Source organism: Planococcus notacanthi (assembly GCF_030407825.1).
GTDB classification, from domain to species: Bacteria; Bacillota; Bacilli; order Bacillales_A; family Planococcaceae; genus Planococcus; species Planococcus notacanthi.
In genome coordinates, this window is the sequence record NZ_JASDCQ010000003.1 from 102819 (window position 1) to 126154 (window position 23336).

Consider the following 23336-nt stretch of genomic DNA (forward strand, 5'->3'; position numbering starts at 1 on the left):
ATCAACCTCTCAAAGAGAGCCAGTGGCAGGTGGAAACTGGCGGGGTATCTGAGTGAATGGGCTTATGAGTGATTCTTTGAACAAGCAGTAGAAGAATCCGTCTTCCCCACGTTATCGGGGTTCAAGTGAAAGCTGTGTCAGCTTTAACATGAGGTGGTACCGCGGTCAATCCGTCCTCTGCAAGGAACAATCCTGTTCCTGCAGAGGGCTTTTTTGTTTTCAATTAAGGTAAACGCATTAAAAGTGGAAGCAGGGCAATCTCGCAGTCCATAAGATTGCCTGCGCTTTTCAGAAAAGGAGACGAGCCGAGATGAGTAAAAAGATGAAGAAGAGAAAGATCAATGGAGATTCTTTGACGCCGATTGCGGTGTTTAACCGATTGGCAGGAGAACGCAAATGCCTGCTGGAAAGTTCATTGAAGACCAGTGTTACAGGACGTTATTCCTTTATTGGAGCAGATCCTTCAACCGGCTATATCGGGCAAGGCCAAATTTTGCGGGAAATCGATTTTCACACAGGTGCCGAAACCATGCACCAAGGAAAGCCACTTGAGCTGATCAAAGGACTCATGCCCCGCTATGAAGCGGAAGTGGAGGGGCTGCCATTTACCGGTGGTGCTCTCGGCTATATTGGCTATGATGCCATTCAGGTATACGAACCGATCCAGGCGCCGAAAGAAGACAGCCTGCAAATGCCGGATATCCACTTGCAGGTCTATGAAACCATTGTGGTATTCGATCATGTAAAAAACGATGTGACCATTTTATCGTTTGAAGACAAGCTGGATGAAATTGAACAGCAATTGTCGGTGCCGGAACAATCGGCATCAACCGACCAGCAATCCCTCCAATTCAATTCCGGAACCACAGACGCCCAGTTCCGAGAACAAGTGGAACGGGCAAAAGACCATATCCGCAAAGGCGATGTTTTTCAGCTGGTCTTGTCACAGCGATTGTCAGCGAGCTATAAAGGAGATGCCTTTACGCTGTACCGTACATTGCGTAAGCAAAATCCATCTCCCTATCAATTCTTCATTGAGTTTGACGGTTACGCGGTCGTCGGCGCTTCGCCTGAGAGCCTATTGACGATCCGTGGCAGCCATATGGTGACCAACCCGATTGCCGGCACCCGCAAGCGCGGAAAAACGGCAGTTGAAGATGACCGCTTGGCTGAGGAATTGGCTGGTGATGAGAAAGAACAGGCCGAACATAAAATGCTGGTGGACCTCAGCCGCAACGATGTGGGCCGGGTCGCGCAAATTGGATCTGTGGAAGTGCCGAAGTACATGGTCATCGAGAAATACCAGCATGTTATGCACCTGGTTTCAGAAGTGACAGGGGAACTTGACAGAAAAATGCATCCACTCGATGCCTTGGTATCCTGTTTGCCAGCTGGGACGGTCTCAGGAGCTCCCAAAGTCCGGGCAATGCAGTTGATCCAGGAATTCGAGGAAGAGCGCAGAGGGGTCTATGGAGGAGCAATCGGCTACTTTGGCTTTAACGGAAATTTAGATGTCGCATTGGCGATCCGCACGTTCGTGGTCAAGGATGACATGGTCCATGTCCAAGCAGGAGCGGGCATCGTCTTTGACTCGGATCCTCAGGCTGAATACGAGGAAACGCTTCATAAAGCACGTTCACTCACGGAGGTGTTCGGATGATTCTCCTCATCGATCACTACGATTCATTTACTTATAATATTTATCAAGCTGTGGCTGCCATGGGCATAGAAGTCGAAGTGGTGCGCTATGGTGTTTTGACACTTGATGAAATCAAAGCGAAAAATCCGGAAGCCATCATCTTGTCGCCGGGGCCGGGCCATCCGCTGGAATTGCCGAAATCAATCGAATTGATTCAGCAGTTGCATCGGTCACTTCCAATTTTGGGTATCTGTTTGGGCCAGCAGCTGATTGGAGCGGCGTTTGGCGGAAAGGTTGTTCAGGCGCCTTTTATCCGCCATGGCAAAGTCTCACAAGTTTCACACAACCAGCAGGGATTGTTCAGATCCATGCCGTTGCCCTTGCCGGTCATGCGCTATCATTCGCTTGTATTGGAAAAGGAAAGTTTGGCAGGTTGCCTGGAGGTCCAATCACGCGCACTTGATGACGACACAATCATGGCCGTCAAGCATCGGGATTACCCGGTATTTGGGATCCAATTCCATCCCGAGTCCATCGGCACCCCGGATGGTGTGGAATTGATGAAGGAATTTGTTGCGCAGGTACGCCAAAAAGCAACCAGTAACCGATAGCATACAAAAACCCCCAAGCGCTGCAGCTTGGGGGTTCTGTTATGTCTTCATGAGCCACATTTATAAGCGGATCAATGGCATTGTGCAGCAGCGGAACGCACCGCCTGATTTGATGATTTCAGAAAAATCAACTTCAATCACATGAAATCCGCGTGCCGTCAATTGTTTGTTGACCTGGTGGTTCTGTGGTTGGCTGAAGACTTTGCGGTCACCGATGGACAATACATTGGTGCCAAGCGCAAATTGCTCTTGTTCGTTGACCCGAATCAACGTATAACGTTCAGCGAGCATCTGGACCGTAGCCATATCGAGTGCCTCCGGGAAAATTAGAGCTTCTGTCGGCGACAAAACATTGAATACGCAATCAAGGTGCAGGTACTTCTCGTTGAAAGAAATAGGAATGACTTCGAAGTCCGGCAACTCTAGCTGCAGGTCGCGGATGGCTTTTTTGGAAGTCCGGCTGCTGACGCCCACAAACACAGTATCCCGGTCGATGATGACATCGCCGCCTTCAATGCGGTGGCCCGCCAATTGCTTGAAGCTGATTTCATGTGCTTCCATCCATTTCTGGAGTTCCTGTTCTTCTCCTTGGCGGATTTCAGAAGCCATTTCACTGATAAAGACGGCAGAGCCCAAAGTGAATCCGATATCCCGTGTAAATACCTGTTCAGGATACTTTTCGGAAGGCTCGATCAAATCCGTGTGAATGCCTTGATCCTTTAATGCCTGAATAAATGCATTATGCTGATGGAGTGCTTTATCCACGTTGATGTTTTCGTCCTTGTAACGTTTTTGGACATCATTGATGACATCTTTTATTTCCATATAGCGCGGCGGACAAAGCAGGACGTGCCGGAGCGGATCGTATTCACTTTGGCATTGTGCAGATGAATTTTCGATTATAGATGATGACATATTGGCTCCTCCAAAAAACATAGTTGTTAATCTGTATTCCTGTTTACTGGAAAATCAAAACATTTTTGCTTTAGCGTTAGGCAAAATCGTGAGAAAATAAAAGTGGTGAGGAGAGGAAGGGGATCAAGTGATGAAAATCATTCAACAAGAAGTGGCCGAAGATCGTGACTTTATCCGAAAAAAAGTCATTGAACACAATAATGCAAGTCTGCCAAAGGAAAAAACTTCTCCATTCGAACAAATAAGCTTTATCGTTCGCGATGAGTCAGAAGAAATCATTGGTGGATTGACGGCTACCGGCTTTTGGCGCCATCTGCATATCGATTTCCTTTGGGTGGACCCGGAAGTAAGAGGGCAGCGAATCGCCGCACAGCTGATGGCTAAAGCGGAGGATTATGCGCGAAGCAAAGGGCATCGCTTGATGATTGTTGATACATTGAGCTTTCAAGCTCCGGAGTTTTATAGAAAACAGGGCTTCACGGAATTTGGGGCAGTCAACGATTTCCCCGAAGGCCATAGCCACTATTTTTTCGAAAAATGGCTGGTGGAACCAACTGCCTAACAGTATGCAAAGAAAAAAACGGAAGCCCAAGGGCCTCCGTTTTCCTTATTGTTCTTGATAAAATACTTTGTCTACATTGTATTTGGCTTTTTCAGTGTTGATCAAATACGTTTCGTAGATATCGCGTTCCATTGGATCTTCAACGATCGAAATGGTGATGCGGTATACTTCTTCACGGTGATTTTTCAATGGTGATACCGAATCTTCAAAATGTTTTTTCACGCGTTGGCGAAGTTTGCGGGCTTTTCCGACAAACAACAATTCTCCGCTATGATTGAAAAATTGGATGATGCCGCCTTTATCACGTGGAATCTCGTGCAGATCGATAAAGCCGTATAGCGGTTTGATGACGGCTTCGTCTCCTGTAATTTCCTGTTTGCGCTGTGTAATCGTCACATCAGCTTTTGGTGGTTGGATATTAATCATGCTTATCACGTCCTCTATTATCGTATTGCCTATTTTAACACAAAAAAGAGCGGAAATCCATCCGCTCTTTTTTATCTGCCATTCGGGTCTTTCTTTAAATAGTGTTTAATTGGTCGCTTGCAGACTGATCGCCTTGCAGCACTTCAAATACTTTGTTGTAGGTGTTGCGGCGATCTAGGACATCGACCAATACATGGGCGACATCTGCTCGTGGAATCGATCTTCCTTCCATAGAAGAAAAGCCTTCAAGAGACACTTCGATCTTCTCGGACTTTTCTTCATCTGACAGCGCTCCGGGACGGACGATCGTATAATCCAAGTTGGTTGTCTGCAGAAGCTCATCCGCTGTGCGTTTTGCGACAAGATATGGTTTCATCGATTCACCGCCGGCGTCAGGATCGTTCGAACCCATGGACCCCAACTGGACAAAACGTTTGACGCCTTTGTCCTGTGCATATTGAGCTGCTTTGACGGAACCCCATAAATCGATGGTCAAGGTTTTGTCAGCTCCTGTTGATGGGCCGGATCCTGCCGCGAAAATGACAGCATCCACGCCTTCGAAGGCATCGCTGAAGTCTTTTTCCAAATCTCCCAGCACTACCTTGGACGCACCAAGTTCCTTCAATTTATCTATTTGTTCTTCTTTACGGACCATAGCAGTCGCTTCGTGGTTTGACTCGGCTAATTCTTTGACAATGTTGCGGCCGACTTGACCGTTTGCTCCGATTACTAGTACGTTCATTCGATATCCACTCCTTTAATTGTCTCGACTCTTTTAAAGTTCCCTTATTGGAGTACATTAAACGTTTTTTCGTCATTGAACTGTCCAAAAGGGACCAGACAAGCTAGAATAGAAGAACGGAGGTGTTACAATGCAAATTACAGATTACGTATTTCACAAAATTAATGATCCTACAGGAATTATGGTGGGTGACCGCTACGAATTTTCGTTGAATGTTGAAGTGGATGAAGATGATGAACTATATACGGAAGGCGGTTTGGAACTGCGCGTCATTATTGCTGCAGAAGAAACCGGAGCCCGCATAGCACATTATAATTTTATCGATAAACAGACAAGAAGTGCATTGGAGTTCGGACTTGAAGACGAGGAAGAGGAAGAAATCCTCGCTTATTGTTCAGAAAAACTGGCATGACGAAAAAACATCCCACTCAATTTTGAGTGGGATGTTTTTGATTAGATTTTAACTTCAACTTCAGCAGTTTCTTTCAATTCTTCAATGCGGCTGAATACCGCTTCCTGAGTTTTTTGCTCTTTCAGGGACTGGCGGATTGTCGCTTCCATTTCTTTAAAAGCAGGAGCTTCTTGTTCAGAGGTCTCGACAAAGCCGTCATAAGCTTCTCTTACCTCCTCGTCAGTAACTTCAGCTGCTTCTACTTCTTTTGCAATATATTGTTCATACAGTAATTGTTCGCGAAGCTGGCCTTCCATATCGTCCAATGTGAATCCTGTTTGCTTCAAAGCATCACCCATCGCTTCTTCCGATTCAAACTGGCCTTTAAGGTCTTCCAAGCGTTCTTCAACTGCTTTTTCATCAGCTTTATACCCTTTTTCTGCAGCATCCTGCAAGATCACTTTATTGCCCACCAATACAGCCAGTGCCTGCTCTTTTACAAGCTCGGCTGTTTCGCCCGATGTCCCGTGCCCTTGGGTTGCCAATGAAGTTTCCAGCTGGCGCGCCACACTGTTATAGACTTTTCCCAGGATTTCTTCTCCGTCGACAACAACCACAACTTCTTCTTTAGCTGGATATTCTATGGGAGATTCTCCTGGAGCCTCATCAGCCGTTTCCGGATTTTTGTTTTCTTCCGGTGCAGTTTCTTCTTTATCAGAACAGGCGCCCAATATCAGTAATAAAAGAACGGGAGCGAATGCGAATTTCATTTTCTTGAGCATGTTAAGTCTCCTTTTTCAACGTATTCTGTGTATCAGTAAACCATATTTCATTATATGGCACAAATAGTTAGTTAGCGGTGTTTAAATAATTCCGCAATTCTGTATAATGGAGAAGAGCAGCTGCCATCCCAGCGATGCGTTATAATAGCTGCAATGAAAAATCATGTACTTAAAACCCGCTAGCTACTTTAAAGTGAACCGAAAAGTGGCCAGATTTGGACATCTGGATAGTTTGTTCGGTTGATATGAAAGTGGATGGTGGTATAATTATGGGAATATATAAATAATGATGCATAACTTACATCTTTTGGAGGAATCCCCGATGACCAAATCAACTACTATTAAAGCACGTAAAACTTTAGACAAAATCCAGCCGTACTCGCCTGGAAAGCCTATTTGGGAAGTACAGAAAGAATTAGGATTGGATCGTGTCATTAAATTGGCTTCCAATGAAAATCCGCTCGGCCCTTCTCCAAAAGCAGTAGCTGCCATCCAACAGGGATTGGCGGAATTGAATCGCTATCCTGATGCGGATGCCAGCGATTTGAAAAAGGCTATTGCCAAGGAGTTCCAAGTAAATCCTCAGCAAGTCATCCCGACAAATGGAGCAGACGAATTGATCACCTTGATTTCGGAAGCATTTCTTGAAGCAGGCGATGAAGTGATCGTTCCTTCGCCATCTTTCAGCGAATACGATTTTGGGGCACACATTATGGGTGCAACCGTGATGCCGGTGGAATTTTCGAAAGGCTTCGAGTTCGATGTGGATGCAATGATTGCAGCTGTGACGGATAAGACCAAAATCATCTATGTTTGCACACCGAATAACCCGACAGGCACGTATATGTCCAAAGCAGATCTGGATAAATTGGTGGAAGCGATTGATGATGTATTAGTGGTCATTGATGCGGCTTACAGCCATTTTGCAGATGCTGTAGATTACACGAACGGCATCGAATACATAAATGCGGGCTACCCGGTGCTGACCCTGCAAACTTTCTCGAAAATTTATGGCATTGCCGGAGTGCGTGTCGGATTCGGGATTGCTTCCGAATCCATCATCCAGTCGATTTTAAAAGTGAAAGAGCCGTTTAACGTCAACACATTGGCTCAAATTGCAGCAACTGCTGCCATTGAAGACACGGAACATGTAACGACTTCACAGAATGCCAATAAAGCTGGCCGTGAACAATTGTACAAAGCCTTCAATGAATTAGGATTGCCGTATATCGAAAGCATGGCCAACTTTGTATTGGTGCAAATCGGTGAAAACGGTGAAAAACTCTACAAAGAGCTGATGGCGAAAGGTGTTATTGTCCGCCACGGAAAAATTTGGGGACTGCCTGATTACGTAAGGGTTTCTGTTGGAACGCAGGAAGAAAACCAATTCTTTATCGATACCTTAACAAGCTTAGTCGCTAAACAAGCTTAAAAAGGGGCTGTCCCATAAGTCTCTAAAATAAAACAGCCGGAGAGAAAGGCTTTCTCTCCGGCTGTTTTTTTGATGGGGGAATACGTTTTCTCAGAGCAGTTGGCTGATGAGAATGGAGGCGGCGACTCCAGCGGCAGAAGCCGTGCCCGCGGAACGCGTCCGCCGCAATGGACATCAGCCGGGTCTTTTGGGACAGCCCCTGTTTGTGGACAAACTCTAAATGATGGAAACGCGTGTTTAAGGAAGAGGATAAACGGGAATTTTTGGAGAAAATGACAGTAAGGGATGGATGCTATGCTTTATGATTGCGCAATAATAGGAGGGGGTCCTGCGGGGCTGAATGCAGCATTGGTACTAGGGAGATCCAGAAGAAAGACTTTGCTTTTTGATGATGACAACGGACGCAATCTGGTGACTCGGGAGTCGCACGGCTTTATTACACGGGATGGAATTGAGCCGGAAGAATTCAAGCGCCTTGGCCGAAAAGACATTGCCAAATACGATTGCGTTGAAATCAAAGAGCAGCGCATAGTGAGCGTTAACCGAATAACCGAAACCCATTATGAATTGGTTACAGAGAATGGAGATATATTTCACAGCATCAAGATCATCATTGCAGCCGGTTTGAAAGAAGAGCAGCCGAATATACCGGATATAGAGAAATTTTATGGCACCAGTTTATTCAGCTGCCCGTACTGCGATGGATGGGATCTGCGCGATCAGCCGCTTGCCGTGATTGCGGATAAGCAAGTATTCGAATTGGCTAAAAAAATTTATACCTGGAGCCGGGACCTGATCGTCTTTACAAATGGAGAAGGGCGATTGGAAGAAGAAGACAAGCAAAAATTGCTTCGGAAAGGAATAAAAGTAGTGGAAGACATCATTGATGGACTGGAAGGCGATAATGGACAGTTACGCAGCGTCAGGCTTGAAGACGGTACATTGATTGATCGAGTGGGGGGATTTGTCACACCTTTATGGAGCCATGCTACTCCATTTGCAAAGGAGCTGGGCTGCAAGCTAAGTGAACATGGCGGCATCTTAACGGATGGCTATGGGCGTACAAATGTCTGGAACGTTTACGCAGCTGGAGATGCCTCTTTAATCGTTCCTTCCCAGCTGGTGATTGCAGCGGGTGAGGGAAGTGCAGCTGCTATTGGTGTGAATGGAGATTTAGTGAACGAGTATTTCGAGAAAGAACAATAAGTTTATGAGGTTTTAAAGAACTTTTTGAAGACTAAGTACTGCACCATAAAAAGAGCCAGTGCAGTCAGGCACAAGTTCATATAATACCATAGGCCGTCCCCAAAGAAATCCAATGGTGATGCAGTTGTTGGACGCTGCATCAAATAAAGGTAATTGGAGTCGGTTAACGGATTGATGTAGAAGCCGATAAATGCTGCATAAACAAGAAGCAGAGCATAGACGGAAAAGACAGAGCGTAAGTGAATAGCAGCAGGATTGGATAATGCCAGAAACAAGCAAGCCCAAGGGATAGCCGTATGGTGGACAAAGAACTTCCAAAAGCGGAAATGTTGATAATCATAAGGCAGTTCAGGAGTGATTAAAGCTAAGAAGGCTGGAAGGAAACCGAGATAAAATGAGAGCTGTATCCATAAAGGCCGCATGGTCAACAAACCGATCATGGCTGTGATGGAAGCGATCCCGCACAAATGCAAAGGCATTTGTCCGCTGAAACTCCAGACGCCATTGGTGATTGCCCAATAATGGTAAGAGAATTCAGATGCCAAAAGAAGGGCCAGCAATACCCACCGCAGTGATTGAAACAGCCGTTTTTTTTCTCTTAACAAGGCTCTGGCAGAAACGAGTGTAACCAGCCCAATAGCAGCAATCGCTAATGCCAGCAGGTGGCTCAGGGAAAACGGTACAAAAGAATAGACGGATGTCGCGCCAAACCAAGTTTCCATAGTAGCCCTCCTGGATAGAGAAATTATTTTGCGAATAGTTTAGCATGCTGCTGGCCAACTGGTCCATTTTCTTAAGGACAAATAACCGTATGTTTTGCTTAAAACCCTCTCTATACGATAAACTTCAAGAAAAGGATCTGTAGGAGGAATGCCGGCTTGGACCAAACAAATTTATTGTCGTCCATCACTTACATCGACACGGAGCGCTCTATTGAGGCTGGCGAAATGAAAATCATCGAAACTGAATGCAATATCCATTTGTACGAAGATATACTGGTGACTTCTGCGACGAAATTTCAAGTTTCGAATGTATGGGACATTTCCTATAAATCATTTTCTGCTGAGACCAACTTACTGTATCTGCATACGCATCGGGGGGTCCTGACTTATAAAGTCTATACAGACCCGGATAAATTCGTGAAGACGTTTAAAAAACTGAAAAACGAGAATTACTAAAGAAGACAGGTTTTTCCTGTCTTCTTTTTCAACCTCAGAATGCTGAACAAAAGTATGGCTAGTTCTAGAGGAAGGGAGAAAAGAAAATGGAGGACACGATTAACATTGCGGATCAGTGGACGGATAAAGTAAATCAAAGAGACATTAATGGCGTACTGGACGTCTCAGATCCCCATATCGAATTGATTGGCCCAAGAGGCATCGCAGAAGGGCATGACATTTTGCGGCAATGGATCACGGAGTCCGGCATCAAGCTGGAAACTCAAGGGCATTATGCCAAAGGAAACGAAGTAATCTCCGTTCAGAGAGCGACCTGGGAAAACCAGAATGGCCACGTTACAATTTACACGTTCATGGAAATCAAAAACGGTAAAGTGCATCGTCTGGGCAGATACGACACCCTTGATGATGCATTGGGGCAATGCCAGTTGAATGAAGAAGATAAAATTAACTAATGGAAAGGACGGGGAATTTCCCCGTCCTTTTTTTAATATAAAATTCTTGCTAAAAAAATGGCGAAGGAAAGGGCATGGGAGCTAATTGGCAGATAAGGAATGCTGATTTACAAGCTGTCGGAAATGATCTGTCTGCTTAAAATTTGGCGGCAGCCAACGGAATTGATTTTTAAGTTTTCGGACTATTAAATAAAATTTTCTGAAAAACCATTGATTTTTCAAAAAAATTGAATTATACTTTCCTCAAACCACTTACTAAACCGGTTTAGTGCGAGGAGATACAATGAAAAAAATAACAATGCAAGACGTAGCTTTAAAAGCGGGAGTGTCTAAAAGCACTGTTTCCCAGTATATAAATAATCGTTTTGAGTTTATGGGGGCGTCGACAAAACTACGAGTTGAAGCCGCTATCAAAGACTTAGGTTATATTCCAAATCAGGTAGCGAAAAGTTTGAAACAGAAAAAAACCGGAACTATCGGAGTGATCGTAGCAAACATTCTGCACACGTTCTCAACTGAAATTATTCGCGCCATTGAAGACGAATGCGAAAGGAATGGATTTCACCTTTTCGTCTGTAATGCCGACGATCAGCCGGAAAAGGAACGGGCTTATATCGACATGCTGGTGGCAAAGCAAGTGGACGGCTTGATTATTTTTCCGACCAACGGCAATTACGATTATTACAAGCAATTAAAAAATGCAGAGTTCCCCATTGTCTTCGTCGACAGAATGATCAACGAAGCGATTTTTCCGACCTTGTTGCTCGATAATGAAAGCGCTTCAAGAATCGCTGTAGACCAATTGGTCAAAAAAGGGAAGAAGAAAGTAGGTTTGGTTTCCACTTCCATCACACAACATGTAACACCGCGGATTGAACGCATCAACGGGTACAAAAAAGCGATGGCAGAGTACGGACTCGAAATTGAAGAAGACTGGATTATCGCACAAGATAAACAGGAAATCGGCAATCGGCTCCAGCATTTGTGGGATTCCGCTAATCGGCCTGAAGCATTTTTTGCGACTAACGATTTGGCTTTGATTGAATTGCTGAAATTCATCAAGAAAAATGGACTGTCTATTCCAGCGGATATCGGTGTGATTGCTATCGATGATTCACCGTTTCTGGCAATTGCAACGCCGCCGATTTCTGTTATCAGGCAGCCGACTTTTGAAATTGGGCAAGATGCTGCACACACCCTTCTCGAATTGATTGGCAGCAAAGATTTTAAAGAAGAATATGAAGAGCGGCGTTATCTTCCAATTTTGGTTGAAAGAGAATCTGTATAAATTAAGGGAGGTGAGAGTTTGCCTAAAGAATTTGGCGTATTAACAATTGGGGATGCCATGATTACCATGAATCCTTCTAGCACAGGGCCGATGAAATACGTAACACAGTTTGAACGCAAGGTCGGCGGTGCTGAAATGAACTTTGCAATTGGCTGTGCGCGATTGGGGCTTAACAGCAAGTGGATCAGCAGGTTAGGCAAAGATGAATTCGGCCGGGTGATTTATAATTTTGCTCGCGGCGAAGGCGTTGATGTTTCGTCAGTGGATTTTGTAGAAGGCATACCGACATCAGTGAACTTTAAAGAAATTCATGCTGATGGATCGGGGAAAACATTTTATTACAGAGACCCTTCTCCCATTTCGTTTCTTTCAGAAGAAGACATCACGGAAGAATTATTCGAAGGCATCCACGTAGTTCATTTAACGGGGGTTTACTTAGCTCTCAGAGAACAGAATATGGCAATAGCCCAAAAAATTCTGGCTATCGCGAAACGAAAAGATATCCTCGTTTCTTTTGATCCCAATATCCGTTTGAAACTATGGACCATCGAGAAAGCGCGTGAAGCTTACGAAACCATTTTCTCGGACGTGGATATCCTGCTGACAGGGCTGGATGAAATCCAGATGATTTCAAACAAACAAACACTGGAAGAGTTAGTCGAGTATGCAGAGCGCTTTAAGATCCGGGATTTTGTCATTAAAGACGGAGATAAAGGATCGATGCTCTACAGAGAAGGGCGATGGATTAAAGCACCTGGATTTTCTGTAACACCTGTCGATACGGTAGGAGCAGGAGATGGCTTTGATGCAGGTTATATATACGGAACGCTGAATCAGTTCGACGAAGAATCCTTATTGCGCTTTGCCAATGGAGTTGGAGCTCTCGTCACTACAGTCACTGGAGATAATGAAGGCTTGCCGTATTTGGAGGAAGTCGAAAACTTAATCGGCAATATAAAATCCGTAGAACGATAGGAGGAAGTCCATGGCAACTGTAACGGTGGCTTTTACAGAAGTCCAACAGTTAATCGAAGAAAAACTTGTAAGTGCAGGCGTCAGTGAAGAACAAGCTGCCAAAATTGCTGCCATTCTTATCCACGCGGATTTGCGTGGCGTGAATTCGCATGGGGCATTGCGAACAGAACATTACATGAAACGGCTCAAGGCCGGCGGAATTAATCCAACACCCGATATTTCATTCAACAAGACTGGTCCAGTGACGGGTGTGGTTAATGGAGACGATGGTTTTGGGCATGTTGTGGCAGATATCGCCATGGACCATGCCATCGAGATGGCGAAAGAAAACGGAGTGGGCATGGTGACAGCCATGAACAGCAGCCATTGCGGAGCGCTCAGCTATTTTGTCCAAGAAGCGACTGAACAGCAGCTGATTGGCATCGCAATGACGCATACCGATAAAATTGTCGTCCCATTCGGAGGAAGAGAATCTTTCCTCGGAACGAACCCAATTGCATACGGTGTTCCCGCCAAAACTGAGAAACCATTCATTTTGGATATGGCCACATCAAATGTTGCTTTAGGGAAGATTCTTCAGCACAAAGAGGAAGGCAAGGCTATTCCGGAAGGCTGGGGAGTGGATAAAAATGGAGCAACGGTGACCGATCCTGCTGAAGTGGTTTCTTTGATGCCATTCGGGGGTCCGAAAGGCTCTGGTTTATCGATGATTGTAGATATTTTTTCTGGTCTGCTGGCAGGCATGGCATTTGGGCCTCATATTAATCCGATGTATGAGGAGTTGGAAAAGAAACGGAAATTGGGCCACTATTTCTGTGCAATCAATCCTTCTTTCTTTACAGATTCCGAAATCTTTTTGGAGCAGATGGATAAAATGATCCAAGAGATTCGAGAAGTTCCGGCTGCTGAAGGTTTCAGCCGTGTCCTGGTTCCGGGAGAAATTGAACAGGAAAACGAAGAGCGTAATCGGAAACAGGGAGTTCAGATTGCGGCAACTACTTATGAGTATTTGAAAAACCAATAAAAAACAAAGGGGAGAATAGAAATGAAAAAGAAATGGTTAACAGGTGTATTTGCATCGGTACTGGTATTGGGAGCTTGTGGATCAAATGATGGGGCAGAAGAAGGCGGCGGTTCGGGCGATACAATCGAGTGGAGATTCGGCCATTTAGCTGATGAAAATCACATCTGGCATCAAACCGCTTTGAAATTTGAAGAACTGGTGGAAGCAAATTCCGACGGCCAAATGGAAATCACTATTTATCCCAATAACTCACTTGGCGGCGAAACAGACACAATTAACTCTATTCAAGCTGGAACAGCTGACATGGTTATTTCAGGGGAAACTTTGCAAAACTGGGCTCCTAATGCCGCATTGATGGCAGTTCCTTACGCGTTCCGCGATCTGGATCATGTGAAGTCAGTGGTTGAAGGGGACATCGGTGAACAAATCAAACAAGAAATCAGTGATGAAGCAGGATTGACGGCTCTTTACTACCATACACGCGCTCCACGTAATTTAACATCAAACGAGCCAATTACTTCTCCTGATGACTTGAGCGGATTCAGCATGCGTGTGCCAAACGTTCCTTTGTTCCTGGATGTATGGCAGGCTGCTGGCGCTTCTCCTCAAGTAATGGATTTCAATGAAGTCTTTACAGGCTTGCAGCAAGGGGTAATCGATGGCCAGGAAAACCCGGTTGATTTGATTCAAAGTGGTGGATTGGCTGAAGTACAGGATTACGTAAACCGCACTGAACATGTCTATTCTTGGATCTACATCCTAGTAGGCAACGAGCAGTATAATGCATTGTCTGATGACTTGAAAAAAGTGGTTCAAGATGCTGCTGCAGAAGCTCAGGCTATGGGTGAAGAATTGTATGAAACTGAAATTTCGACAATTGAGCAGGAATTGACAGATGCCGGCATGGAATTTGTTGATGTCGATCAGGATGCTTTCCGCGAAGCCATGACACCGGCTGTCGAAGCTTCATTGTCTCCGGAGCAATTGGAATTGTACGAACAGATCCTTGCAGTTGAATAATATATAAGCATGGCATGTTTGGCTGTAATGGCCAAATATGCCTTTCCATTAGGGAAGGAATGAATTCAGATGACAAATTTCCGGAAATTAATTGACGCCACACTCGCCTTTTTGACAGTGCTCAGCTTTGCTGGCGTTATCATTATTGTCACCATCCAGATTATTTCACGTTTTGCACCGTTTTCCTTCATCTGGACCGAAGAGCTGACGCGCTACCTTTTCTTATACGGCATTGCTTTCGGTGCCCCCTTGGCTTTAATGAGAAATGAATTTATCAATGTGGATATGATTCTCAACAGAATGCCCGATAACTTTCGGAGATACTACGAAATCGTCATATATTTGGCCATCATCTTATTAAGTCTGGTAATGGTCGTTCAAGGATATAGTTTTACATTGTTAGGGGATAATCAACGATCGGCAACTATGCCTTTTCAAATGTCAGTTGTGCATGCTTCTCTATTGATCATGAGTGTATTCCTGGTGTTTTATGCAGTTTTGAAAATTATCGATTTGATCAAAAATAAACAGGATTACAGCCAGAACTTTGGAGAGGATGATTTCTAATGGCTACTTTACTTTTTGTATCCTTCATCGCATTAATTTTTCTGGGAGTTCCAGTGGCTTTTAGTCTTGGACTGGCTTCCTTTATCTATCTGATGTTGGCAGGTATCCCTCTCAACATCATTCCTCAACGGATGTTTGGAGGACTCAACTCATTTGTTCTGCTTTGTATTCCAGGATTTATCCTGGCAGGCAACTTAATGAATGCGGGCGGCATAACCAATCGGATCATCAAGTTCGCCAACGACCTTTTTGGGCATATCCGTGGCGGTTTGGGACTTGCCAACGTCGGGGCTTCAATGGGCTTTGCAGGGATCTCGGGAACAGCACTTGCGGATACCGCAAGTATCGGTTCTATTCTAATACCTGCGATGAAAAAAGAAGGATACGGAGCAGGATTTTCCGCTGCTGTAACAGCTTCTTCTTCTACTGTGGGCCCTATTATTCCGCCTTCTTTGCCTATGATCATCGTAGGTACATTAGCTTCTCTATCCATTGGCGATCTATTTTTAGCTGGTGCACTTCCGGGCATTCTATTGGGGCTGGGGTTAATGATTCCGACGTATATTATTTCAGTAAAGCGGAACTATCCGAAAGGTGACCGTCAATCTATTAAAACCATTTGGAAAAGCTTCACTGGTGCTTTTTGGGCATTGCTGATGACATTCATCATTCTTTACGGAATTTTAGGCGGTTTCTTTACGCCGACAGAAGCTTCAATTATTGCTGTTCTTTATGCCTTTGTCATTGGTATTTTTGTCTATAAAGAATTGCCGATTAAAAAAATACCGGAAATTATGCTTTCTTCCATGACGGCGACAGCATCCATCATGTTGCTTGTCGGATTTGCCAACTTGTTTGGCTGGATTATGGTGCGCGAACAGATTCCGCAGCTGGTCGCGGAATCGATTCTTGGCATTTCAACGAATGCCATCATCGTTATTTTATTGATTAATTTGCTGTTGCTTTTTGTAGGTACGTTTATGGAAACAATTGCGGCATTGGTCATCCTATTCCCTGTGTTATTGCCGGTCGCACTGACAGTCGGAATGGATCCAATCCAATTTGGTGTCATGATGGTATTGAACTTGGTAATTGGCTTGGTGACGCCACCTGTAGGCGTCTGTCTCTTCGTCGCTTCCCAGATCGGGAAGGTATCCATTGGGAAAACAGCAAGGGAATTGGTGCCTTTCCTCGGAGTCAGTTTAGTCGTGCTTATGCTGGTCGCTTTTGTACCGCAAATTACATTGTTCTTACCAAGTCTATTTGAATAGGTGGTTGTTAAAATGAAAGCAGTACAAGTTCCAGAAGCTCATAACATGCAAATTATCGATCAGGAAACCCCGAAAATTCAGAACAGCGACGAGGTATTGGTTAAAGTGAAACGCGTAGGAATTTGCGGCTCTGATATGCATATTTACCATGGAACAAACCCTTTGGCCACCTACCCCCGTGTCGTTGGACATGAAGTGGCCGGCGAAGTGGTCAAAGTGGGAAGTTCTGTGGAAACGCTGGAAATTGGAGATCACGTAGTCATAGAGCCGATCAATTACTGCGGTGAATGTTACGCTTGCCGAAAAGGCCGTCCGAATGTTTGTGAAAAATTATCGGTTTTTGGTGTTCATGAAGATGGAGGCATGCGCGAATTTATAGTGTTGCCTGAAAAGCAGCTCCATGCCGTCGATAAAGAGTTGGCCTGGGATGAAACGGTCCTGGCAGAGCCCTATACAATCGGCGCGCAAGCGGTATGGCGTGGAGGGGTTGAAAAAGGGGATACGGTTCTGATTCAGGGCTGTGGGCCTATCGGCATCTGTATTTTGAAATTGGCTAAAGTCGCAGGAGCCACAGTTTACATGACAGATCTGAGTGAAGAACGAATGGCTTTTGCGAAGGAAAGCGGTGCTGACGAAGTCATCAATGCGGGCACTGAATCCGTCAAAGAGCGCGTACTTGAGCTTACGTCGAACGAGGGGGCCAATGTCGTCATCGATGCGGTATGCCTGCCTGCTACTGTTGAACTTAGCATCGACCTTGTTTCGCCTGCAGGCAATGTCGTTATTCTGGGGTTTGATGAGCGGCCATCGGCAATTCCGCAATTGCCGATTACCAAAAAGGAAATCACCATTGTCGGTTCAAGACTGCAAACGAATCAGTTTGGAAAAGTGGTAAGCCTCTTGAACAGTGGAAAACTAACGTCGGGTGGTTTAATTACGCATAAGTTCTCATTGGACGAGGTACAGGAAGCATTTACATTTGTTGAAAATAATCCGGACAAAGTGAGAAAAGCATTAATTGTCTTTGAATGAGGAGAGTTGCAGATGATTCCAAAAATGGAAGTATATCAACAAATACTGGATGCTAAAATCGTTGCTGTAATACGCGGCAAGGACGCAGAGGAAGCGATAGCTGTGGCTGAAGCTGCAGTGGCTGGTGGCTTAACGGCCATCGAATTGACCTACACGACACCGAATGTTTCACGGGTCTTCGAAAAACTGGCGGGTTCGCAGGCGCTTATTGGCGCAGGAACGGTTCTTGATGCAGAGACCGCTCGCCATGCGTTGCTGCACGGTGCTGAATTTGTCGTCAGTCCAAGCTTTAATTCGGAAATTGCCAAAGTCTGCAATCGCTACAATGTGCCGTATTTGCCGGGTTGCATGACGATCAAAGAGATGGTCGAGGCGACTGAGTGGGGCTGTGACATCCTGAAGCTGTTTCCAGCCAACGGATTCGAACCTTCCTTTATTGGTTCGGTCAACGGACCATTGCCGAAAGTGCGCATCATGCCAACAGGCGGCATCAATATTAAGAACATGAACGCCTGGCTGGATGCCGGAGCTGTAGCAGTCGGCATCGGTACTGATTTAACGAAAGCGCACCGTTCATCTGGAGAACAAGGCGTTACTCAATTGGTTGAGGACTATCTCAAAGAATTGGCTTAAAGAAGGAGGGCTCTTATGAATATCACATTTCGCTGGTATGGCCGCGGCAATGATAGCGTGCAATTAGAACAAATCAAGCAGATTCCAGGAACCAAAGGAATTGTTTGGGCGCTTCACCACAAGCCGGCTGGAGAAGTTTGGACAAAGGAAGAAATCGATTCAGAAGTTGAGTATATTAAATCTTATGGTTTCCATGCTGACGTGGTAGAAAGTGTCAATGTCCATGAATCCATTAAATTGGGCAATGAAGAGCGCGATCAGTATATTGAAAACTACAAAGAGACAATCCGCAATTTAGGGGAAGCCGGCGTCAAAGTAATCTGTTATAACTTCATGCCGATATTCGACTGGACACGTACTTCTTTGTACCATCCCCTTCCGGATGGTTCCACTGCCTTATTCTTTGAAAAGGAGAAGATTGAATCCCTAGAGCCTGCGGAACTGATTGAAACGGTAGCGTCTGCTTCTGATTTGACACTCCCTGGATGGGAACCGGAGAAGATGGCGCGCATTCAGGAACTTTTTGCGGCATACGAAGGCATGGATGAAGAACAGCTATGGGGAAATCTTACTTATTTCCTTCAGGCCATTTTGCCGACCGCAGAAGCGAGTGGTATCCAAATGGCGATCCATCCGGACGATCCACCTTGGTCCATATTCGGTTTGCCGCGCATCATGACAGGCGAAGAGAGCTGGGAGCGTCTAATTTCAATCTCGAATTCGCCATCCAACGGCATTACGTTCTGCACAGGTTCGATGGGAGCTAACCCCGAAAACGATATGGTGGATCTGGCTTCAAAATATGCCAAGCATTCACCGTTTGCCCATCTGCGCAATGTGAAGATTTTCGAGAACGGGGACTTTATCGAAACCTCCCATTATACACAGGACGGTTCAATCGACTTGAACGGTGTAGTCCGTGAATTTTCAAAACAAAACTATTCGGGGTATGCCCGTCCGGACCACGGCCGCCATATCTGGAATGAAGAATGCAGGCCTGGATACGGGTTATATGACCGGGCACTGGGAATCATGTATCTTCTAGGGCTATGGGATGCACATCAATCAAAATAAGGGAGGATACTATGTTTTCAACTCATGAAAATATTGCAGGACGAACAGCTGTCATCACCGGTGGGAGTGGCGTTCTTTGTTCGGAAATGGCGCGACAACTTGCCTTTCAAAAAGTGAATGTAGCCATCCTGAACCGCACAGCTGAAAAAGGACAAGGCGTGGCAGATGAAATCAAAAGTGCAGGCGGCCAGGCGATCGCAGTAGCAGCCGATGTATTGGATAGAGACTCTTTAGAAAAAGCCAAAGCACAGATTCTTGAAGCCTTCGGACGGATTGATATTCTGATCAATGGAGCAGGAGGCAATCACCCCGATGCTATTACCGATGTTGAAATCCATGAAGAAGATGCGACAGGAAAATCCTTTTTCGAATTGGGAGAAGACGGTTTTTCGCGCGTCTTCGCCAGCAACTTCACCGGCTCATTCTTAGCCAGCCAAGTATTCGGCAAGGAATTGCTGAAGCAAGATGCACCGGTTATTTTGAACATTTCTTCTATGAGTGCTTACTCGCCGATGACAAAAGTTCCGGCCTATAGTGCGGCAAAAGCAGCCATCAATAATTTCACCATGTGGATGGCTGTCCATTTTGCAGAAGAGAATTTGCGTGTCAACGCTATTGCGCCTGGGTTTTTCCTGACAGCACAGAACAAAGACCTGCTCACCAATGCGGATGGTTCGCTGACACCCCGTTCCGGGAAAATCATGGCCAGCACGCCGATGAAACGTTTCGGCAAACCGGAAGATTTGGTCGGAACGATGCTGTGGCTTTTAGATGAAAACTACTCCGGCTTTGTCACAGGGATTACCGTGCCTGTAGACGGCGGGTTCCTGGCTTATTCAGGTGTATAAAACAAAAAACCACATTCTCAGGAATGTGGTTTTTTTCATTGATAAACAGATTCAATATTCATAGGAAGTGCGATTATGGCTGCTGAGGCCTTCATTTAATTTCGCTATTGATCAAATCGCCCAATTCATCCCAGTTTTCCACACGCGGCAAATCGAGGTGGCGGTTATAGGACTGGTCTTTGACGATCGCCTTTACCGGATCGTTCGTCAAGGTATCCAAAACTGCCGGCTTGTCATCGAAGTAATAATCCAGATTCAGTTCTTTGATGATGCCCGCTTTTTCCGAATCCTTCATGCCGCAGAAGAAGTTTTCCCGGCTGACAGGGAATCCCTGGTTAATCAGCCAGCTGAATGTGTTTTCTGTATGCTCCGGCGGCCGTGACGTAATGTAGAAAATGTCATGTCCTTCCGACTCGAGTTGCTTCAAGAGTTCAAGCGCACCGGGGTAAAGAGGGCAGTCCGTGAAATAAAGGAAGTCCAAGGACTGATTCCACATTTTCTTTCCTTCTTCATCGCTTAAGCCGAACGCCTCATGAATTTCCACTCGGTTCAAGGCATGGAAAATATCGATATCCACTTTTTGGCCCAGTTGCTCCTGGTAATAGTGAAACGCGTATTCACGCAAATTGATCAAAGTATCGTCTACATCAAAGCCGAATCTCATACATTGCTGCCTCGCTTTTCGGGATAGCCCGTAAATTTAAAGTCCTTGCCGATTTTGGTGAATTCCCCATTACGAAGATCAATGGCATCTTTCATCCATTCAATGCCTGTTCCTTCAATGAAAGTTGGCGCGATTTTGCCGCCGACAAGTTTAGGGGCAAAGTAAAAGACTACTTTGTCAATCAGCCCATTTTCAAGGAACGCCGCATTGATAGTGCCGCCGCCTTCAATAAAGAGTGAAGAAATTCCTTTTTCGCCGAGTACACGGACGACATCCGATACATCCACTTGGGTATCGCTGCTGGTTTCGTAAATGGAAATGCCAAGAGCTTCCAACGCTTTGCGTTTGTCGGCATCGTACTGTTTACTTGTGAAAATCCAAGTATCCGCAATGCCATCCGTAACAAGCTTCGAGTCCAGTGGAATGCGAAGTGTCGAATCAAGGACGACACGGAGCGGATTTCGACCGTTTGGAATGCGTGCCGTCAATTCCGGATCGTCTTCGACTACGGTTCCGACGCCGACCAATATCGCCATATGCTGGCTGCGCAGAAGATGGACATCTAACCGCGCTTCCTCGGATGTGATCCATTTGCTGTCGAGGGAATGGGTCGCGATTTTGCCATCCAGTGTTGAAGCGGCTTTCAAGGTCACAAAAGGAGTCTTTTCAACAATAAATTTATTGAACACTTCATTCATTTCTTGGGCTTCCTGCTCGCGGACGCCAACAATCACTTCAATGCCGGCTTCTTCCAGCATGCGGACACCGTTGCCGGAAACAATCGGATTTGGATCGAGTGTGGCCACGATGGCTTTTTTGATGCCCGCATCGATGATGGCTTGGGCACAGGGGCCGGTCCGTCCGAAATGTGAGCATGGCTCAAGCGTTACATAAATCGTTGCACCACGGCTCAAATCGCCTGCCATGCGAAGGGCATGGACTTCCGCATGGGGCTCACCGGCTTTCAGGTGAGTGCCAATGCCGACAACACGGTTGTCATTGACGATGACAGAGCCGACCAACGGATTGGGATCTGTCTGGCCTTTCATGTTCTTCGCATTGTAGAGTGCGAGATCCATATAAAATTCATGGCTTGACATGGACAATATCCTCCCCGTCTTTAAGATGGCCGGAGCGGCTGATTTTGGTCTGCAGGTAGTTGGCGTTGTATTCGGATTCGTCTCCCCACAGAGAGGTTCTTGAAGCAATTTGAAGACCGGCTTTTTCAATGGCCGCCACTTTTTTTGGATTATTGGTCATCAACGTAACCGGCTTAGTACGCAATGCTTGCAGCACGGCGATGGCATCTCCGTAATTTCTGGAATCATCCACGTAGCCTAAGCGTTCATTGGCTTCAACAGTATCGTAGCCATTTTCCTGCAATACGTATGCCATCGCTTTGCTGAACAAACCGATGCCGCGTCCTTCGTGGTTTGCCAAATAAAACAATGCGCCAGTGCCATGGTCTGTAATGCGTTTCATGGATTGTTTCAATTGGTAGCCGCAATCACAGCGTTTGCTGCCAAAAATGTCACCTGTATGGCAGATGGAGTGCATGCGGATCAAGGCTTCTGCATCATTTTCAAAATCTCCATAAACAAGAACGCTTGATTGCTGATATTCTGCAAGATTTGCTGAGCTCAACTTTTCGATGATGCTCTCGTAATCTTCAGTCACTTCTTCAAGGCTCAACCAGCAATACCAGTTGAATACGAACGTTTCATCATATAAGTTCACCGGCAGCCGAATTGGTCCAACTAAATAGACGGCACCTTCTTCTGTTTTAATCATTTGGATTTTTTCTTTTAATATCGCAAATACTTTTGGATCTAATTTCATGTCTGTCATCCTGTTTCCCCCTATATGAACCTTATCTCTATGATATCTTACTACATCATGTTACTAAAAGTAAGTAATAAGCACTTTATTGTTTATAAATAATAATTATTATCATTTGAAAATAACTAACTCCCATTAAAAATGATATTTATTCTCAATTAAATAATAATATTCTCATTTGATTTGATTATCTGATGGCGCTGTGGTATATTATCTACATTATAATAATTCTAAATAAGAAATCAGGAGGAATGAACATGTTATCAGAAAAATTGACGAATGCATTGAATGATCAATTCAATAATGAATTACAGGCAGCACATGCTTACACCGCAATGGCGGCGTATTTCTCCAAAAAAGGCTATCACGGATTTGCCAATTTCTATTTGATCCAATCAAGAGAAGAGCATTACCATGCCATGAAATTCTATCATTACTTGGTGACAATGGATGAAAAGCCGGTTTTGCAAGCTTTGACTGAACCCAAAAATCATTTTGTCAGCGCATTGGACGTACTGGAAAGTTCATTGTCACAGGAAAAATCGGTGACCAGCAATATTTATGCATTGGTTACATTGGCCGATGAGTTGCAGGAACATGCCACACTTTCCTTCCTGGACTGGTTCATCGAAGAGCAAATGGAGGAAGAAAAATCCTTCCGCGACATCATTGCAAGAGTAAGAGCCATTGAAGAAGGCGGAGAGTACTTCCTGAAAATGGACGACGAATTTGCCCAGAGAAAACTGGAAGATTAATAAAGCG

27 protein-coding genes and 1 other annotated feature (1 of these 28 only partly in view) are annotated in these 23336 nt (G+C 45.2%); of the genes, 19 read left to right on the forward strand and 8 right to left on the reverse strand.

Annotated features, from left to right (window positions below):
• Positions 1–181: a binding site (T-box leader), on the forward strand (it extends 31 nt beyond the left edge of the window).
• 129 nt (positions 182–310) lie between these two features.
• Together trpE and QMA01_RS11755 are read left to right on the forward strand one after the other, a co-directional pair.
• Positions 311–1660 carry an anthranilate synthase component I gene (gene trpE / locus QMA01_RS11750; protein ID WP_290215058.1) on the forward strand — a complete coding sequence of 450 codons (1350 nt, stop codon included), beginning with the start codon at positions 311–313 and terminating at the stop codon, positions 1658–1660.
• Positions 1657–2250, forward strand: coding sequence for an anthranilate synthase component II (locus tag QMA01_RS11755; RefSeq protein WP_290215059.1), 594 nt, complete (start codon positions 1657–1659; stop codon positions 2248–2250). The genes trpE and QMA01_RS11755 overlap by 4 nt, the downstream gene beginning before the upstream one ends.
• Before the next feature lie 60 nt (positions 2251–2310).
• Here the strand turns inward: QMA01_RS11755 and QMA01_RS11760 are convergent, their stop codons facing one another.
• The gene (locus QMA01_RS11760) at positions 2311–3165 is read right to left on the reverse strand and encodes a dimethylarginine dimethylaminohydrolase family protein (protein ID WP_191715214.1); all 855 of its coding nucleotides are present in this window, start codon (positions 3163–3165) and stop codon (positions 2311–2313) included.
• A 130-nt stretch (positions 3166–3295) separates the two neighbouring features.
• Between QMA01_RS11760 and QMA01_RS11765 the strand changes: the two genes are divergently transcribed.
• A complete protein-coding gene (locus tag QMA01_RS11765; RefSeq protein WP_191715215.1) occupies positions 3296–3727 on the forward strand; it encodes a GNAT family N-acetyltransferase in 432 nt (143 codons plus the stop codon).
• 45 nt (positions 3728–3772) lie between these two features.
• Here the strand turns inward: QMA01_RS11765 and QMA01_RS11770 are convergent, their stop codons facing one another.
• Positions 3773–4153, reverse strand: coding sequence for a nucleotide excision repair endonuclease (locus QMA01_RS11770; protein WP_191715216.1), 381 nt, complete (start codon positions 4151–4153; stop codon positions 3773–3775).
• 94 nt (positions 4154–4247) lie between these two features.
• A complete protein-coding gene (locus QMA01_RS11775; RefSeq protein ID WP_290186336.1) occupies positions 4248–4895 on the reverse strand; it encodes an SDR family oxidoreductase in 648 nt (215 codons plus the stop codon).
• Between the two features lie 130 nt (positions 4896–5025).
• Here QMA01_RS11775 and QMA01_RS11780 point away from each other — a divergent pair, with 130 nt between their 5' ends.
• Positions 5026–5307, forward strand: a complete 282-nt coding sequence (locus QMA01_RS11780; RefSeq protein WP_191715218.1) for a DUF6509 family protein — start codon at positions 5026–5028, stop codon at positions 5305–5307.
• A gap of 41 nt (positions 5308–5348) precedes the next feature.
• Here the strand turns inward: QMA01_RS11780 and QMA01_RS11785 are convergent, their stop codons facing one another.
• Positions 5349–6068 (reverse strand): SurA N-terminal domain-containing protein, encoded by a 720-nt coding sequence (locus tag QMA01_RS11785; RefSeq protein WP_290215060.1) that lies wholly within the window; start codon positions 6066–6068, stop codon positions 5349–5351.
• A 322-nt stretch (positions 6069–6390) separates the two neighbouring features.
• Here QMA01_RS11785 and hisC point away from each other — a divergent pair, with 322 nt between their 5' ends.
• A complete protein-coding gene (hisC, locus tag QMA01_RS11790) occupies positions 6391–7500 on the forward strand; it encodes a histidinol-phosphate transaminase (protein WP_290186335.1) in 1110 nt (369 codons plus the stop codon).
• A 294-nt stretch (positions 7501–7794) separates the two neighbouring features.
• Positions 7795–8706, forward strand: a complete 912-nt coding sequence (locus QMA01_RS11795) for an NAD(P)/FAD-dependent oxidoreductase (protein WP_290215061.1) — start codon at positions 7795–7797, stop codon at positions 8704–8706.
• 2 nt (positions 8707–8708) lie between these two features.
• Here QMA01_RS11795 and QMA01_RS11800 read toward each other — a convergent pair whose 3' ends face one another.
• Positions 8709–9428, reverse strand: a complete 720-nt coding sequence (locus QMA01_RS11800) for a YwaF family protein (RefSeq protein ID WP_290215062.1) — start codon at positions 9426–9428, stop codon at positions 8709–8711.
• A 156-nt stretch (positions 9429–9584) separates the two neighbouring features.
• Between QMA01_RS11800 and QMA01_RS11805 the strand changes: the two genes are divergently transcribed.
• The 12 genes from QMA01_RS11805 (at position 9585) to QMA01_RS11860 (ending at position 20071) form a co-directional block, all read left to right on the forward strand.
• On the forward strand, positions 9585–9884 hold the full coding sequence (locus QMA01_RS11805) for a hypothetical protein (RefSeq protein WP_191715223.1): 300 nt from the start codon (positions 9585–9587) through the stop codon (positions 9882–9884).
• Positions 9885–9970: 86 nt separating this feature from the next.
• Positions 9971–10339 (forward strand): nuclear transport factor 2 family protein, encoded by a 369-nt coding sequence (locus tag QMA01_RS11810; protein ID WP_191715224.1) that lies wholly within the window; start codon positions 9971–9973, stop codon positions 10337–10339.
• A 283-nt stretch (positions 10340–10622) separates the two neighbouring features.
• Positions 10623–11627, forward strand: a complete 1005-nt coding sequence (locus QMA01_RS11815; RefSeq protein ID WP_191715225.1) for a LacI family DNA-binding transcriptional regulator — start codon at positions 10623–10625, stop codon at positions 11625–11627.
• Positions 11628–11645: 18 nt separating this feature from the next.
• Positions 11646–12602, forward strand: coding sequence for a sugar kinase (locus tag QMA01_RS11820; RefSeq protein WP_290215063.1), 957 nt, complete (start codon positions 11646–11648; stop codon positions 12600–12602).
• Between the two features lie 10 nt (positions 12603–12612).
• Positions 12613–13626, forward strand: coding sequence for an ureidoglycolate dehydrogenase (gene allD / locus QMA01_RS11825; protein ID WP_290215064.1), 1014 nt, complete (start codon positions 12613–12615; stop codon positions 13624–13626).
• 21 nt (positions 13627–13647) lie between these two features.
• Entirely contained in the window at positions 13648–14646 is a 999-nt protein-coding gene (locus QMA01_RS11830) for a TRAP transporter substrate-binding protein (protein WP_191715228.1), read from the forward strand.
• 69 nt (positions 14647–14715) lie between these two features.
• Positions 14716–15213 (forward strand): TRAP transporter small permease, encoded by a 498-nt coding sequence (locus QMA01_RS11835; protein ID WP_290215065.1) that lies wholly within the window; start codon positions 14716–14718, stop codon positions 15211–15213.
• Entirely contained in the window at positions 15213–16484 is a 1272-nt protein-coding gene (locus QMA01_RS11840) for a TRAP transporter large permease (RefSeq protein WP_290186322.1), read from the forward strand. The genes QMA01_RS11835 and QMA01_RS11840 overlap by 1 nt, the downstream gene beginning before the upstream one ends.
• A 12-nt stretch (positions 16485–16496) precedes the next feature.
• Complete coding sequence (locus tag QMA01_RS11845) at positions 16497–17516, forward strand: zinc-binding alcohol dehydrogenase family protein (protein ID WP_191715231.1); 1020 nt, start codon at positions 16497–16499, stop codon at positions 17514–17516.
• A 12-nt stretch (positions 17517–17528) separates the two neighbouring features.
• Positions 17529–18149 (forward strand): bifunctional 2-keto-4-hydroxyglutarate aldolase/2-keto-3-deoxy-6-phosphogluconate aldolase, encoded by a 621-nt coding sequence (locus QMA01_RS11850; protein WP_191715232.1) that lies wholly within the window; start codon positions 17529–17531, stop codon positions 18147–18149.
• A gap of 15 nt (positions 18150–18164) precedes the next feature.
• Positions 18165–19223 carry a mannonate dehydratase gene (uxuA, locus tag QMA01_RS11855; protein ID WP_191715233.1) on the forward strand — a complete coding sequence of 353 codons (1059 nt, stop codon included), beginning with the start codon at positions 18165–18167 and terminating at the stop codon, positions 19221–19223.
• 11 nt (positions 19224–19234) lie between these two features.
• Positions 19235–20071 (forward strand): SDR family oxidoreductase, encoded by an 837-nt coding sequence (locus QMA01_RS11860; RefSeq protein WP_290186317.1) that lies wholly within the window; start codon positions 19235–19237, stop codon positions 20069–20071.
• Positions 20072–20162: 91 nt separating this feature from the next.
• Here the strand turns inward: QMA01_RS11860 and QMA01_RS11865 are convergent, their stop codons facing one another.
• Genes QMA01_RS11865 through QMA01_RS11875 form a run of 3 tightly spaced genes read right to left on the reverse strand, consistent with a single transcriptional unit; the run spans position 20163 to position 22583 of the window.
• A complete protein-coding gene (locus QMA01_RS11865; protein ID WP_290186315.1) occupies positions 20163–20735 on the reverse strand; it encodes a 5' nucleotidase, NT5C type in 573 nt (190 codons plus the stop codon).
• Entirely contained in the window at positions 20732–21835 is a 1104-nt protein-coding gene (gene ribD / locus QMA01_RS11870; RefSeq protein ID WP_290215066.1) for a bifunctional diaminohydroxyphosphoribosylaminopyrimidine deaminase/5-amino-6-(5-phosphoribosylamino)uracil reductase RibD, read from the reverse strand. The genes QMA01_RS11865 and ribD overlap by 4 nt, the downstream gene beginning before the upstream one ends.
• The gene (locus QMA01_RS11875; RefSeq protein ID WP_290215067.1) at positions 21822–22583 is read right to left on the reverse strand and encodes a GTP cyclohydrolase II; all 762 of its coding nucleotides are present in this window, start codon (positions 22581–22583) and stop codon (positions 21822–21824) included. The genes ribD and QMA01_RS11875 overlap by 14 nt, the downstream gene beginning before the upstream one ends.
• 248 nt (positions 22584–22831) lie before the next feature.
• On the opposite strand from QMA01_RS11875, the gene QMA01_RS11880 reads away from it, so the two are divergent.
• Positions 22832–23329, forward strand: coding sequence for a ferritin (locus tag QMA01_RS11880; protein ID WP_191715238.1), 498 nt, complete (start codon positions 22832–22834; stop codon positions 23327–23329).
• The last annotated feature ends 7 nt before the right edge of the window (positions 23330–23336 follow it).

What these genes read in the sequence shown, in the direction of transcription:
- QMA01_RS11875 (WP_290215067.1), bottom strand. Translation starts at nt 22,583, where the DNA reads ATGACAGACATGAAATTAGATCCAAAAGTATTTGCGATATTAAAAGAA.
- allD (WP_290215064.1), top strand. Translation starts at nt 12,613, where the DNA reads ATGGCAACTGTAACGGTGGCTTTTACAGAAGTCCAACAGTTAATCGAA.
- QMA01_RS11815 (WP_191715225.1), top strand. Translation starts at nt 10,623, where the DNA reads ATGAAAAAAATAACAATGCAAGACGTAGCTTTAAAAGCGGGAGTGTCT.
- uxuA (WP_191715233.1), top strand. Translation starts at nt 18,165, where the DNA reads ATGAATATCACATTTCGCTGGTATGGCCGCGGCAATGATAGCGTGCAA.
- hisC (WP_290186335.1), top strand. Translation starts at nt 6,391, where the DNA reads ATGACCAAATCAACTACTATTAAAGCACGTAAAACTTTAGACAAAATC.
- QMA01_RS11850 (WP_191715232.1), top strand. Translation starts at nt 17,529, where the DNA reads ATGATTCCAAAAATGGAAGTATATCAACAAATACTGGATGCTAAAATC.
- QMA01_RS11760 (WP_191715214.1), bottom strand. Translation starts at nt 3,165, where the DNA reads ATGTCATCATCTATAATCGAAAATTCATCTGCACAATGCCAAAGTGAA.
- QMA01_RS11810 (WP_191715224.1), top strand. Translation starts at nt 9,971, where the DNA reads ATGGAGGACACGATTAACATTGCGGATCAGTGGACGGATAAAGTAAAT.
- QMA01_RS11780 (WP_191715218.1), top strand. Translation starts at nt 5,026, where the DNA reads ATGCAAATTACAGATTACGTATTTCACAAAATTAATGATCCTACAGGA.
- trpE (WP_290215058.1), top strand. Translation starts at nt 311, where the DNA reads ATGAGTAAAAAGATGAAGAAGAGAAAGATCAATGGAGATTCTTTGACG.
- QMA01_RS11755 (WP_290215059.1), top strand. Translation starts at nt 1,657, where the DNA reads ATGATTCTCCTCATCGATCACTACGATTCATTTACTTATAATATTTAT.
- QMA01_RS11785 (WP_290215060.1), bottom strand. Translation starts at nt 6,068, where the DNA reads ATGCTCAAGAAAATGAAATTCGCATTCGCTCCCGTTCTTTTATTACTG.
- QMA01_RS11835 (WP_290215065.1), top strand. Translation starts at nt 14,716, where the DNA reads ATGACAAATTTCCGGAAATTAATTGACGCCACACTCGCCTTTTTGACA.
- QMA01_RS11795 (WP_290215061.1), top strand. Translation starts at nt 7,795, where the DNA reads ATGCTTTATGATTGCGCAATAATAGGAGGGGGTCCTGCGGGGCTGAAT.
- QMA01_RS11765 (WP_191715215.1), top strand. Translation starts at nt 3,296, where the DNA reads ATGAAAATCATTCAACAAGAAGTGGCCGAAGATCGTGACTTTATCCGA.
- ribD (WP_290215066.1), bottom strand. Translation starts at nt 21,835, where the DNA reads ATGTCAAGCCATGAATTTTATATGGATCTCGCACTCTACAATGCGAAG.
- QMA01_RS11880 (WP_191715238.1), top strand. Translation starts at nt 22,832, where the DNA reads ATGTTATCAGAAAAATTGACGAATGCATTGAATGATCAATTCAATAAT.
- QMA01_RS11845 (WP_191715231.1), top strand. Translation starts at nt 16,497, where the DNA reads ATGAAAGCAGTACAAGTTCCAGAAGCTCATAACATGCAAATTATCGAT.
- QMA01_RS11865 (WP_290186315.1), bottom strand. Translation starts at nt 20,735, where the DNA reads ATGAGATTCGGCTTTGATGTAGACGATACTTTGATCAATTTGCGTGAA.
- QMA01_RS11770 (WP_191715216.1), bottom strand. Translation starts at nt 4,153, where the DNA reads ATGATTAATATCCAACCACCAAAAGCTGATGTGACGATTACACAGCGC.
- QMA01_RS11860 (WP_290186317.1), top strand. Translation starts at nt 19,235, where the DNA reads ATGTTTTCAACTCATGAAAATATTGCAGGACGAACAGCTGTCATCACC.
- QMA01_RS11775 (WP_290186336.1), bottom strand. Translation starts at nt 4,895, where the DNA reads ATGAACGTACTAGTAATCGGAGCAAACGGTCAAGTCGGCCGCAACATT.
- QMA01_RS11800 (WP_290215062.1), bottom strand. Translation starts at nt 9,428, where the DNA reads ATGGAAACTTGGTTTGGCGCGACATCCGTCTATTCTTTTGTACCGTTT.
- QMA01_RS11840 (WP_290186322.1), top strand. Translation starts at nt 15,213, where the DNA reads ATGGCTACTTTACTTTTTGTATCCTTCATCGCATTAATTTTTCTGGGA.
- QMA01_RS11830 (WP_191715228.1), top strand. Translation starts at nt 13,648, where the DNA reads ATGAAAAAGAAATGGTTAACAGGTGTATTTGCATCGGTACTGGTATTG.